Origin of the sequence: Intrasporangium sp. (assembly GCF_039812505.1) — a bacterium.
In the GTDB taxonomy this organism is placed as follows: domain Bacteria; phylum Actinomycetota; class Actinomycetes; order Actinomycetales; family Dermatophilaceae; genus Intrasporangium_A.
The window spans coordinates 1-12155 of sequence record NZ_JBDIAQ010000104.1 but is presented as its reverse complement, the minus strand read 5'-3'; the positions used below and the strand labels follow the sequence as shown (position 1 = coordinate 12155).

The window sequence follows — 12155 nt, the reverse complement described above, 5'->3', positions numbered from 1 at the left end:
GGGGTCCTCCCAGGCCAGGAAGGACCCCGCTTCACCCTGCCCACTTGACAAACGAGCCCACATATCAGTCGGAGCCGAACTCCATGGCGGCCCGGTCGAGCGCGTCGTCCTGGTCGTCGACGTTGGCCGCGGCCGGGTTGGCCGCGATCGCGGCTGCGCCGCCGGGGGTGAGCTCGCCGACCAGCTCGGCCGCGCGGACCCCGAGCAGGCCGGCGGCGGCATACCCCTCGAGCTTCGAGCGGGAGTCGGCGATGTCGAGGTTGCGCATCGTCAGCTGCCCGATCCGGTCGACGGGGCCGAAGGCGGCATCCTCGGTGCGCTCCATCGACAGCTTCTCCGGGTGGTACGAGAACGCGGGCCCGTCGGTGCCCATGATCGACCAGTCGTCGCCGCGCCGCAGCCGCAGCGTCACCTCCCCGGTGACCGCGGAGGCGACCCAGCGCTGCAGCGACTCGCGGATCATGAGGGACTGCGGGTCGAGCCAGCGTCCCTCGTAGAGCAGCCGGCCCAGCCGGCGGCCCTCGTTGTGGTAGCCGGCGATGGTGTCCTCGTTGTGGATGGCGTTGAGCAGCCGCTCGTAGGTGATGTGCAGCAGCGCCAGCGCGGGCGCCTCGTACACGCCGCGGGACTTGGCCTCGATGATCCGGTTCTCGATCTGGTCGGACATGCCCAGGCCGTGCCGGCCACCGATGCGGTTCGCCTCGAGCACGAGGGCGACCGGGTCGGCGTAGCGCACCCCGTTGATCGCCACGGGCCGGCCCTGCTCGAACCGGACGGTGACGTCCTCGGGCTCGATGGCGACCTCGGGGTCCCAGAAGCGCACGCCCATGATGGGCTCGACGACCTCGATCGACTCGCTGAGGAACTCGAGGGTCTTCGCCTCGTGGGTGGCGCCCCAGATGTTCGCGTCGGTGGAGTAGGCCTTCTCGGTCGAGGCGCGGTAGGGCAGCTCGCGCGCGGTGAGCCACTCGGACATCTCCTTGCGCCCGCCGAGCTCGCTGACGAAGTCGGCGTCGAGCCACGGCTTGTAGATGCGCAGCTGGGGGTTCGCGAGCAGGCCGTAGCGGTAGAACCGTTCGATGTCGTTGCCCTTGAAGGTCGACCCGTCGCCCCAGATGGAGACCTCGTCCTGCTGCATGGCCCGCACCAGCAGCGTGCCGGTGACCGCGCGGCCGAGCGGCGTGGTGTTGAAGTAGGTCTTGCCGCCGCTGCGGATGTGGAACGCGCCGCACGCGATCGCCGACAGCCCCTCCTCGACCAGCGCCGTCCGGCAGTCGACCAGCCGCGAGATCTCGGCGCCGTACTGCCCGGCCCGGCCGGGCACCGAGTCGATGTCGTCCTCGTCGTACTGGCCGAGGTCGGCCGTGTACGTGCACGGGACCGCGCCCTTCTCGCGCATCCACGCGACCGCCACGGAGGTGTCGAGGCCGCCGGAGAAGGCGATCCCGACTCGTTCACCGACAGGGATGGAGGTCAGTACCTTGGACACCGTGCAAGTATATGCATGATCACGAATACTTATCCAATCGCGGGCGGAACCGACGCACTCGGCTCCGCGAGCGGCATACGGCCCGTATGCCGTCCAGCCGGCTCCGCAGCAGGGTCGGCTCGTCGGCGGGGCGGGCTACGGTCCCCGTCAGGCCTCGCCCCCGGCGTTGCCGGACGTGCCGGCGGTGACGTCGTCGAGGCGGTACCGGTCGGCCGCCTTGGCCGGGAAGTCGGGGTCGATCCGGCCCTGCTGCGCGAGCAGCTGCAGCGCCCGCACCGCGACCGACGGGCCGTCGATGTGGAAGAACCGGCGCGCGGCGCGCCGGGTGTCCGAGAAGCCGAACCCGTCTGCGCCGAGCGTGGCATAGGTCCGGGGCACCCACTCGCGGATCTGGTCGGGCACCGACCGCATGAAGTCGGAGACGGCGATGACCGGGCCCTCGGTGTCCTTCAGGCACCGGGTCACCCAGGCCTCGCGGGCGGGCTGGTCCGGGCGCAGGAAGTTCTGCTCGGTGCACGCGAGCCCGTCGCGACGCAGCTCGTTCCACGAGGTCACCGACCACACGTCGCCCGCGACGCCCCAGTCGTCGGCCAGCAGCCGCTGGGCCTCGAGGGCCCACGGCACGCCGACACCGGAGGCGAGGATCTGGGCGCGGGCCGGGACGTGCTGCCAGCCCTCGGTGGGCGCGTCGGCGATCTTGTGCATCCCCTTCAGGATGCCCTCGACGTCGACGTCGGCGGGCTCGGCGGGCTGGACGATCGGCTCGTTGTAGACGGTCAGGTAGTAGACGAGGTTGGCCGCGTCGCCGGCCTGGCCCGCGCCGTACATGCGGCGCAGGCCGTCCTGCACGATGTGGGCGATCTCGTAGCCGTAGGCCGGGTCGTAGTGGACCACGGCCGGGTTGGTCGAGGCGAGCAGCGGGCTGTGTCCGTCGGCGTGCTGCAGGCCCTCGCCGGTCAGGGTGGTGCGACCCGCCGTGGCCCCGATGAGGAAGCCGCGGGTCATCTGGTCGGCGGCGGCCCAGAGCCCGTCGCCGGTGCGCTGGAAGCCGAACATCGAGTAGAAGACGTAGACCGGGATCATCGGCAGGCCGTGCGTGGCGTACGACGTGCCGACCGCGGTGAAGGCCGCCACCGAGCCCGCCTCGTTGATGCCCAGGTGCAGGATGTGGCCGTCGGTCGCCTCGCGGTAGGCCAGCATGAGGTCGGCGTCGACGGGGGTGTAGTTCTGCCCGCTCGGGTTGTAGATCTTGATGGTCGGGAAGAACGCGTCGATCCCGAAGGTGCGCGCCTCGTCCGGGATGATCGGCACGACGCGGTCGCCGAACTGCTTGTCGCGCAGCAGGTCCTTGAGCAGCCGGACGAACGCCATGGTGGTGGCGACCTCCTGCCGGCCCGAGCCCTTCCGGACCTGCCGGTAGGCCTCGTCGCCGGGCAGGTGCGGCGCCGGGAAGGAGACCTTGCGGCGCGGCAGGGTGCCGCCGAGCTCGCGGCGCCGGTCGACGGAGTACTTCACGGCGGGGTGGTCGGCGCCGGGGTGGTAGAAGGGCGGACGGTACGGGTCCGCCTCGAGCTGGGCGTCGCTGACCGGGATGCGCAGCGAGTCGCGGAAGCTCTTGAGGTCCTCGAGCGTCAGCTTCTTCATCTGGTGGGTGGCGTTGCGCCCCGCGAAGTGCGAGCCGAGGCTGTAGCCCTTGATCGTCTTGGCGAGGATGACGGTCGGCTGGCCGGTGTGGTCCATCGCGGCCCGGTAGGCGGCATACACCTTGCGGTAGTCGTGGCCGCCGCGTTTGAGGTCCCACCACACCTGGTCGTCGGTCCAGCCCTCGACCATCTTCAGGGTGCGCGGGTCCCGCCCGAAGAAGTGGTCGCGCACGTACCTGCCGTCGTTGGCCCGGAAGGTCTGGTAGTCGCCGTCGCTGGTGGTGTTCATGATGTGCACGAGCGCCCCGTCGCGGTCGGCGGCCAGCAGCGGGTCCCAGCCGCGGCCCCAGATCACCTTGATCACGTTCCAGCCGGCCCCCCGGAAGAAGGCCTCGAGCTCCTGGATGATCTTGCCGTTGCCGCGCACCGGGCCGTCGAGGCGCTGCAGGTTGCAGTTGACCACGAACGTGAGGTTGTCCAGCTCCTCGTTGGCGGCGAGCTGGAGCACGCCGCGCGACTCGGGCTCGTCCATCTCGCCGTCGCCCAGGAAGGCCCAGACCTGCTGCTGGCTGGTGTCCTTCAGCCCCCGGTTGTGCAGGTAGCGGTTGAACTGGGCCTGGTGGACGGCGTTCATCGGACCGATGCCCATCGATACGGTCGGGAACTCCCAGTAGTCGGGCAGCAGACGCGGGTGCGGGTAGGAGGGCAGCGCCCGGCGGGTCCCGTCGACCAGGTGGCTGTGCTCCTGGCGGAACCCGTCGAGGTCGGCCTCGCCCAGGTGGCCCTCGAGGAAGGAGCGGGCGTACATGCCCGGGGAGGCGTGGCCCTGGAAGAAGACCTGGTCGCCGCCCCCCGGATGGTCCTTGCCCCGGAAGAAGTGGTTGAAGCCCACCTCGTAGAGCGTCGCGGCGGAGGCGTACGAGGAGATGTGCCCGCCGACCCCGATGTCGGGCCGCTGCGCCCGGTGCACGAGGACGGCGGCGTTCCACCGGATCAGCCGGCGGAACTCGCGCTCGACCTCCTCGTCGCCGGGGAACCACGGCTCGCGCTCCGGCGGGATGGTGTTGATGTAGTCGGTCGCCGTCAGGGAGGGGACGCCGACCTGCTGCTGGCGGGCCCGCTCGAGCAGCTTGAGCATGACGTACCGCGCGCGGGTGCGCCCCTTGTTGTCGAGGACCGCATCGAGCGAGTCGAGCCACTCCTGCGTCTCCTCGGGGTCGATGTCCGGCAGCTGGCTGGGGATCCCGTTCAGGATCGGTCCGGCTTCGGGTGCCACGTCGCTGTCCTCTCGTCGCGCGGGACGCGCGGGACCGGTCGGACCGTCACGCGTCGGGGCCATCCTTCACCAGATCGGGCGCCCCGGCACAGCGGGGTGCGCGGCCGACGGCACCCCCGGTCCCGGCGGTACGGGCCCGGCTGGAGGCCCCGCAGGGTGGGCCCGGCACGGTAGCGTCGTCCCCGCGGGGTCGCCGGCCTCGCGCACGAGACGACGGATCAGAAGGATGGTGTCGCGGGCATGACCGCGGGAGCGGCGCCCCTGGGCAAGCTGGGCTTCGCGCAGGGACAGGTCATCCAGGAGTTCGGCTACGACGACGACGTCGACGACGGTGTCCGGCTCGCGATCGAGCAGCTCGTACAGGGCGAGCTGGAGGACGAGGACTTCGACGAGGGTGCGGACGGCGTCCTCATCTGGTACCGGGACGGCGACGAGGACCTCGGCGACCTGCTCGTCGACGGGCTGACCAAGCTGTTCGACCAGGGGTTCGTCGTGCTGATGACGCCGAAGGCCGGCCGCGTCGGACACGTCGAGGCCAGCGAGGTCGAGGAGGCCGCCTCGACAGCGGGCCTGCAGACCGGCGGCATCGTCAACGTGTGCGCCAACTGGTCGGCAAGCCGGCTCATGTCGCCGAAGGGCCCCCGGCGCTGACTGGCACACTTGGCGCATGAGCGACGCCCGTCCCGTCCCGGCCGTCGGTGACCCGGCACCGGACTTCACCCTGCGTGACCACCACGGCGGGCCGGTCTCCCTCGCCGGGCTGCGCGGCCGGACCAACGTGGCCCTCGTGTTCTTCCCGTTCGCCTTCTCCGGGATCTGCACGGGCGAGCTGCGCGAGATCCGCGACGGGCTCGAGGACTTCCAGCACGACGGCATCCAGGTGCTGGCGATCTCGTGCGACCCGATGTACAGCCTGCGCGCGTGGGCCGACGCGGAGGGCTACTTCTTCCCGCTGCTTGCCGACTTCTGGCCGCACGGTGACGTGGCGCGTCGCTACGGGGTGCTGGACGAGCAGGTCGGCGCGCCGGGCCGGGCCACCTTCCTGCTCGACGCCGAGGGCCTGGTCGTCTGGCGTGCGGTCGGCCCGATGGGGCAGCGCCGCGACTTCGGCCCCTACCGGGCGGCGCTGGCCGAGCTGCGCTCCCGCGCGAGCTGAGCGGCCGCCGGCGGGGGCCGAGGGTCGGACATCTGCTCCTCCCGGTGCGCTACGGTCCGGACCCGGCGCTGCACCTGACAGAATGTTCCCGCCGTGTCGTGCCCCTGGGGCTCGGCCCGGTGAGGGCCTGTAGCTCAGGTGGTAGAGCACCGCGTTTACACCGCGGGTGTCGTCGGTTCGATCCCGGCCGGGCCCACGTGACAGGCTGGCTGCTGGGTGACGTCGTCGGGGAGCTGGAGGCGCTCTACCCGCCCGCGAGTGCGGCGGCCTGGGACCGGGTCGGTCTGGTCACCGGCGACCTCGACCAGCCGGTCCGGCGGGTCCTGTTCGCCCTCGACCCGACGCTCGCCGTCATCGACGAGGCCGCCGCGTGGGGCGCGGACCTGCTCGTGACCCACCACCCGCTCCTGCTGCGCGGCGTGCACTCCGTCGCGACCACCAGCGCCAAGGGCGCGAGCGTGAGCCGGCTCGTCGTGGCGGACATCGCCCTCTACGTCGCGCACACCAACGCCGACGTCTCCGACCCCGGCGTCAGCGGGGTGCTCGCGGACGCGCTCGGGCTGGTCGAGCAGCGGGCGCTCGCGCAGCTCGAGGGGTATGCCGCCGGGCGGGTCGGGCAGCTGCCCGCACCCGAGTCACTGGCGCAGTTCGCCGACCGGCTGTGCCGGGTGCTGCCCCCGGCCGTCGGCGGCATCCGGGTCAGCGGCGACCCCGACGGCCAGGTCCGCACCGTGGCCGTCCTCGGCGGCTCGGGCGACGACCAGTTCGACGCGGTACGCGCCAGCGGCGCCGACGTCTACGTGACCGCCGACCTGCGCCACCACCCCGTGCTCGAGGCGCGGGAGGAGGCCCGCGGCGGGCGGCCGTACCTCGTCGACGCCGGCCACTGGGCCACCGAGTCCCTCTGGCTCGAGGACGCGCGTCGTCGCCTGCTCGACGCGCTCGGGGCGGACGTGGAGCGACGACCCGTTAGGGTCGAGGCCAAGGTGTCGGCGCTTCGCACCGAGCCGTGGAGCTTCGTGGTCGGCGCCAACCGCGCTGGCCAGGCCAGACCAGCATCCGGAGGTGCATCCTGAAAGCCGACCAGTCCCGCCAATGGCGCCTGCTCGACCTGCAGGCCCTCGACACGCGGCTCGACCAGATCGCCCATGCCCGGGCGCACCTGCCGCAGACCGCGGCGATCACCGTGGCCGAGCGGGAGCTGGGCGACGTCGACGTCGACCTCGTCAACGCCCGCACCGCCGTCGACGACGTCCAGCGCGAGCTGACCAAGGCCGAGCAGGACGTCCAGCTGGTGCGCGACCGGGCGGCACGGGACCGGGCCCGGCTCGACTCCGGGCAGGGGTCGCCGAAGGAGCTGACCTCCCTGCAGCACGAGCTGGTCTCCCTTGCCCGGCGCCAGGGCGAGCTCGAGGACCTGCAGCTCGAGGTCATGGAGCGGTCCGAGTCGCTGACCGACCAGGTCGCCCGGCTCGACCGCGCCCGGGCGTACGTGGCGGCACGTCTCGAGGCCCTGCGCGCCGAGGAGGCCACCGCCCTGGGCGGGCTGGAGTCCGAGGTCGCCCAGATCAACACGCGACGGCCCGACCTGGTCGCCGGCGTCGGCGCGGACCTGGTCGCCCTGTACGAGAAGATCCGCGTGGCCGGTGGCGGGGTCGGGGCGGCCGAGCTGACACAACGTCGCTGCGGCGGCTGCCAGCTCGAGCTCGGGACCGTCGAGCTCGACCGGGTCCGCCGGGCGCCGGAGGACGAGGTCGTGCGCTGCGAGGAGTGCCGCCGGATCATGATCCGCACCGCCGAGTCCGGCTTGTGACGGCAGCGGGGCACCGTCGCCTCGTCGTCGAGGCGGACGGCGGCTCCCGAGGCAACCCGGGTGTGGCCGGATACGGCGCGCTCGTGCGCGACGGGCAGACCGGTGCCGTCCTCGTCGAGCTGGCCGAGCCGCTCGGGACGGCCAGCAACAACGTGGCCGAGTACTCGGCCCTGATCGCCGGCCTGCAGGCCGCGCTCGATCTCGACCCGTCGGCCACGGTCGAGGTGCGGATGGACTCCAGGCTCGTCGTCGAGCAGATGTCCGGGCGATGGAAGATCAAGCACGAGGACATGCGGCGGCTGGCCCGGCAGGCCCGGGAGCTGTGCTCCCGGATCGTCGCGGGTGGTGGCTCGGTCGACTTCCAGTGGGTCCCGCGGGAGCAGAACGCGGCGGCCGACGCCCTCAGCAACGAGGCGATGGACGGCGAGAGCGTGCGTCGCTTCCCCGGCGTCGCCGGCGGGGAGACAGGTACGGGATCCACGGGCCAGACGGCCGCCGCGGTGTCCGGAGCCGCACCCGCGGGGGGAGCGGCACCGGCGCGGGAGGCGCCCCGGCTGGAGGGGGAGCAGGCGCCGGGCGCGAGCCCCGGGCCGTCGGCCGGCACCGGGCTGCGACTGCTGCTGGTGCAGGTGCCCGACGACGCGTCCCGGGTGGCGCAGGTCGCCGCCGCGGCACTCGAGCTGCTGGGGCCGGGCACGCGGGTGCTGACCGGCGACGACCCGCTGGCGAGACAGGTGGCCGGCCGGATCGCCGGGACGATCGGTGCCGACGTGCTCGATGCGCCGGACTGGGGCGGCACGAGCCGCACGGCGGGGGCGGACGCGAGGGTGCGAGCGGCATACCTCGCCCTGGTGGGAGCGGGTGGCACCGTCGCGGCGGTCACCACCCGTCGGGGCGTGCTGACCGTGCTGGCCGAGGTGCTGGGGCTGGCGCCGGAGCGGTTCTGGGCGGTCGCCACCGCGCCGGGCAGCCTGAGCGCCGTCGAGGTCTGGCCGGACGGGACCGCGTCGGTGGCATTCACGAACCGGACGGGCCACCTGCACTGACGGCGGCTGTGACATATTCGGCGCATGAGCTACGCCGGTGACCTCACCCCGAGCGAGACCTGGCAGGCCCTCGGGGCCGACCCGGCCGCCGCTCTCGTCGACGTGCGCACGAGCGCCGAGTGGACGTACGTGGGTCTGCCCGACCTCACCTCGCTCGGCCGTGAGGTGGTCCGCATCGAATGGGTCAGCTACCCCGAGGGCCGCGTCAACGACCGGTTCGCCGAGCAGCTGCAGGACGCGGGCATCGCGAAGGACGCGGCCGTGTACTTCCTCTGCCGCTCCGGGGTGCGGTCGATCGCCGCGGCCGAGGTGGCGACCGCGGCCGGGTGGCGACGGGCGTACAACGTGCTCGACGGGTTCGAGGGGCCGCACGACACCGAGCACCACCGGACGGTGTCCGGCTGGAAGGTGGCAGGGCTGCCGTGGGTGCAGGGATGAGGCCCGGGACGGGTTGGCACCCGGACACGCTCGCCGTCCGGGCCGGTTTGGCGCGCAGCGGGTTCCACGAGACCGCGGAGGCGCTCTACCTGACGTCCGGGTTCGTCTACGAGACCGCCGAGGCTGCCGAGGCGGCTTTCGTCGGGCCGACCGACCGGTTCATCTACTCGCGCTACGGGAACCCGACGGTGCGCATGTTCGAGGAGCGGATGGCGCGTCTGGAGGGCGCCGAGGCGGCCTTCGCGACGGCGTCCGGAATGGCGGCGGTCTGGGTGGCCCTCGCCGCGCTCGTCGGCAAGGGGGACCGGGTCGTGTCGTCGCGCTCGCTCTTCGGCTCCTGCTTCGTGATCCTCGACGAGATCCTGCCGCGCTTCGGCGTGGAGACGGTGTTCGTGGACGGCCCCGACCTCGAGCAGTGGCGCGCGGCGCTGTCCGTGCCCACCACCGCGGTGTTCTTCGAGACCCCGAGCAACCCGATGCAGGAGCTGGTCGACATCCGGGCGGTCGCCGAGCTCGCGCACGCCGCCGGCGCGACCGTGGTGGTCGACAACGTCTTCGGCACGCCGGTCTTCTCCAGGCCGCTCGAGCACGGTGGCGACATCGTGGTCTACTCGGCCACGAAACACATCGACGGGCAGGGGCGGACGCTCGGCGGCGCGGTGCTCGGGCCGCGCGAGTTCATCGACGGGCCGGTGCAGAACCTGATGCGCCACACCGGACCGGCCATGTCGCCCTTCAACGCCTGGGTCCTCGTGAAGGGCCTGGAGACGTTGTCCCTGCGGGTGCACCGGATGGCCGAGGCCGCGCTCGAGGTGGCCCGCTTCCTCGAGGGTCATCCGCGGGTGCGCCGCGTGGTCCACCCCTTCCTCGAGTCGCACCCGCAGCACGAGCTGGCCCGACGGCAGATGCTCGGCGGCGGCACGGTCATCACCTTCGAGATCGACGGCGGCAAGGCCGAGGCCTTCGCGTTCATGAACGCCTTGCGGATCGTCGACATCTCGAACAACCTCGGCGACACGAAGTCGCTGATCACCCACCCGGCCACCACGACCCACCGGCGGCTGACGCCCGAGGCCCGGCAGGCGGTCGGCATCACCGACGGGGTGGTGCGCGTGTCGATCGGTCTGGAGGACGTGCGCGACCTCGTCGAGGACCTCAGCCAGGCGCTCGGCTGAGGGGATCGCGCCACCGCGCAGCGCGCCGCCGGCCACCACACAGCGCGCAGCGGCGGGCGCGGTCAACCTGACCTGACGGGCGGGGGTCGTTCGACAGCCCGCCGATCCTGGGTATGGACGGATTGTGAGCAATCGCAGGCAGCCGGATCTCAGGACGAAGGAGCGGGCGTGAGTCTGTTGCAGAGCATGCGGGGGTCCTCCCGCCTCGGGATCACGGTCGCGGCCGCGGCCGCGACCGTGGGTGTCCTCTACGGGTACGACACGTCCAACATCGGCGCCGCGCTCGACTTCATCACCAAGGACTTCCACCTCAACCCCATCCAGCAGGGGTCGGTCACCGGCTTCGTGATCGTCGGCGAGATCGTCGGCGCGCTGTCCGGTGGCTGGCTGGCCAACCGCTTCGGGCGCAAGACGACCATGGTCGGGGTCGCGGTCGCGTTCTCGCTCTTCTCGCTGATGTCCGGACTCGCCTGGTCGGTCGACTCGCTGGCCGTGGCGCGGGTCCTGCTCGGTCTGTCGATCGGCGTGGCGATCGTGGTGGCCCCGATGTTCCTGGCCGAGTCGGCGGCGCCGGACATCCGCGGCGCGATGCTCGTCCTCTACCAGGTGGCGACGGTCATCGGCGTCATCCTCGGTTACCTGCTCGGTATGGCGCTCGCGCCGACCGAGAACTGGCGGTGGATGCTGGGCATCGCCGCCATCCCCGGGGCGATCATCACGGTCGTGATCTGGCGGTTGCCGGACACCGCGACGTGGTACCTGATGAAGGGCCGTCGCGACGAGGCCGCGCACGTCCTGGCGCAGATGAACCCGGGCGTCGACTCCGCTGCGGAGCTGCAGACGATGTCCCGCGAGATCGCCGAGCTGACCGACGGCACCCCCGCGACCGACCGGCTCAAGGCGATGTTCCGCAGGCCCTACGTGCGTGCGACCGTGTTCGTGATCGTCCTGGGCTTCTTCGTCCAGATCACCGGCATCAACGCGATCGTCTACTACAGCCCGCAGATCTTCAAGGCGATGGGCGTCAACCCGACCGACTACACCCTGCAGTTCGGGTTGTCCGCACTCGTCCAGTTCGCCAGCCTGATAGCGGTGTTCATCTCGATGAGCCTGGTCGACCGGATGGGCCGCCGGCCGATCCTGATGACCGGCATCGGGATCATGGTGCTGGCCAACATCCTGCTGATCATCGTCTTCCGGATCGGCGCCGGCGGTGTGACGAACCTGTCGGACGTGCACCTGAGCAGCGGCTGGATCGCGCTGGGCTTCATCGGGCTGGTGCTGTTCACGATGGGCTTCACCTTCGGCTTCGGGGCGATGGTCTGGGTCTTCGCCGGCGAGAGCTTCCCGACCCACCTGCGCGGCATGGGCGCCAGCGCGATGCTGACCGCCGACCTGGTCGCGAACTGGATCGTCGCCCAGCTCTTCCCGCCGTTGCTGAACAGGGCCGGCGGCGTGGGCGTCTTCGTGATCTTCGGCATCCTCGCGCTGCTGTCGCTGGCGTTCGTCGCGAAGTACGCGCCGGAGACCACCGGCCGGCGGCTGGACGCGATCCGCTACTACTGGGAGAACGGCGCGAAGTGGCCGGAGGAGACCACCCCGCCGACATCGCACGGGTGAGGGGTGGACGGCGTGCACCATGTGACGACGGTGCACGATTCGGCATCGAGCGTGCACACGCAACGCGCTGAGCGTGCACATTCACCGCGCTGAGCGGCATAGCCCTATGCTGGGCGTGGATGAGTCGGCCGGGCGGCCGCGTCAGGGCCTCGGCCCTGCCGAGGAACGTCCGGGCTCCACAGGGCAGGGTGGTGGCCAACAGCCACCCGGGGCGACCCGCGGGACAGTGCCACAGAGAACAGACCGCCGGGCTTCGGCCCGGTAAGGGTGAAACGGTGGTGTAAGAGACCACCAGCGCCTCAGGCGACTGGGGCGGCTCGGTAAACCCCACCCGGAGCAAGCCCAGACAGCGCACGCTCGAGACCGGCCCGGTCGAGTGCGCGGGTAGGGCGCTGGAGCCGGTCAGCAATGGCCGGCCGAGATGGATGGCCGCCACCGCGTCACCGGCAACGGGGGCGTGGGACAGAACCCGGCGTACAGGCCGACTCATCCACTTTCA

Annotated in this window: 10 protein-coding genes, 1 tRNA gene and 1 other RNA gene; 10 read left to right on the top strand and 2 right to left on the bottom strand. The window is 71.8% G+C overall.

The window, feature by feature from the left end:
• Window positions 1-64 precede the first annotated feature (64 nt).
• Both argG and aceE read right to left on the bottom strand, forming a co-directional pair.
• Window positions 65-1489, bottom strand: a complete 1425-nt coding sequence (gene argG, locus WMI84_RS12955) for an argininosuccinate synthase (protein ID WP_347353783.1) — start codon at window positions 1487-1489, stop codon at window positions 65-67.
• 147 nt (window positions 1490-1636) lie between these two features.
• Entirely contained in the window at window positions 1637-4471 is a 2835-nt protein-coding gene (gene aceE / locus WMI84_RS12950; RefSeq protein WP_347353781.1) for a pyruvate dehydrogenase (acetyl-transferring), homodimeric type, read from the bottom strand.
• A gap of 177 nt (window positions 4472-4648) precedes the next feature.
• Between aceE and WMI84_RS12945 the strand changes: the two genes are divergently transcribed.
• The 10 genes from WMI84_RS12945 (at window position 4649) to rnpB (ending at window position 12149) form a co-directional block, all read left to right on the top strand.
• Window positions 4649-5059 (top strand): DUF3052 domain-containing protein, encoded by a 411-nt coding sequence (locus WMI84_RS12945; protein WP_347353779.1) that lies wholly within the window; start codon window positions 4649-4651, stop codon window positions 5057-5059.
• A 16-nt stretch (window positions 5060-5075) separates the two neighbouring features.
• Complete coding sequence (locus WMI84_RS12940; RefSeq protein ID WP_347353777.1) at window positions 5076-5564, top strand: peroxiredoxin; 489 nt, start codon at window positions 5076-5078, stop codon at window positions 5562-5564.
• 123 nt (window positions 5565-5687) lie between these two features.
• Window positions 5688-5760 (top strand) — tRNA-Val (locus WMI84_RS12935).
• A gap of 1 nt (window position 5761) precedes the next feature.
• Complete coding sequence (locus tag WMI84_RS12930) at window positions 5762-6640, top strand: Nif3-like dinuclear metal center hexameric protein (RefSeq protein WP_347353775.1); 879 nt, start codon at window positions 5762-5764, stop codon at window positions 6638-6640.
• Window positions 6574-7377, top strand: a complete 804-nt coding sequence (locus WMI84_RS12925; RefSeq protein WP_347353773.1) for a C4-type zinc ribbon domain-containing protein — start codon at window positions 6574-6576, stop codon at window positions 7375-7377. The genes WMI84_RS12930 and WMI84_RS12925 overlap by 67 nt, the downstream gene beginning before the upstream one ends.
• A complete protein-coding gene (locus WMI84_RS12920; protein ID WP_347353771.1) occupies window positions 7374-8423 on the top strand; it encodes a reverse transcriptase-like protein in 1050 nt (349 codons plus the stop codon). The genes WMI84_RS12925 and WMI84_RS12920 overlap by 4 nt, the downstream gene beginning before the upstream one ends.
• A gap of 24 nt (window positions 8424-8447) precedes the next feature.
• Window positions 8448-8861, top strand: coding sequence for a rhodanese-like domain-containing protein (locus tag WMI84_RS12915; RefSeq protein ID WP_347353769.1), 414 nt, complete (start codon window positions 8448-8450; stop codon window positions 8859-8861).
• On the top strand, window positions 8858-10036 hold the full coding sequence (locus WMI84_RS12910) for an O-succinylhomoserine sulfhydrylase (protein WP_347353767.1): 1179 nt from the start codon (window positions 8858-8860) through the stop codon (window positions 10034-10036). Before WMI84_RS12915 ends, WMI84_RS12910 begins: the two co-directional genes overlap by 4 nt.
• Before the next feature lie 72 nt (window positions 10037-10108).
• Entirely contained in the window at window positions 10109-11656 is a 1548-nt protein-coding gene (locus WMI84_RS12905; protein WP_347353784.1) for a sugar porter family MFS transporter, read from the top strand.
• Between the two features lie 120 nt (window positions 11657-11776).
• Window positions 11777-12149: RNase P RNA component class A (rnpB, locus tag WMI84_RS12900), an RNA gene on the top strand.
• Window positions 12150-12155 lie beyond the last annotated feature (6 nt).

Excerpts from the sequence above, each read along its gene's own strand:
- WMI84_RS12940 (WP_347353777.1), top strand. The coding sequence starts at position 5,076 with ATGAGCGACGCCCGTCCCGTCCCGGCCGTCGGTGACCCGGCACCGGAC.
- WMI84_RS12910 (WP_347353767.1), top strand. The coding sequence starts at position 8,858 with ATGAGGCCCGGGACGGGTTGGCACCCGGACACGCTCGCCGTCCGGGCC.
- WMI84_RS12915 (WP_347353769.1), top strand. The coding sequence starts at position 8,448 with ATGAGCTACGCCGGTGACCTCACCCCGAGCGAGACCTGGCAGGCCCTC.
- WMI84_RS12945 (WP_347353779.1), top strand. The coding sequence starts at position 4,649 with ATGACCGCGGGAGCGGCGCCCCTGGGCAAGCTGGGCTTCGCGCAGGGA.
- aceE (WP_347353781.1), bottom strand. The coding sequence starts at position 4,471 with ATGGCCCCGACGCGTGACGGTCCGACCGGTCCCGCGCGTCCCGCGCGA.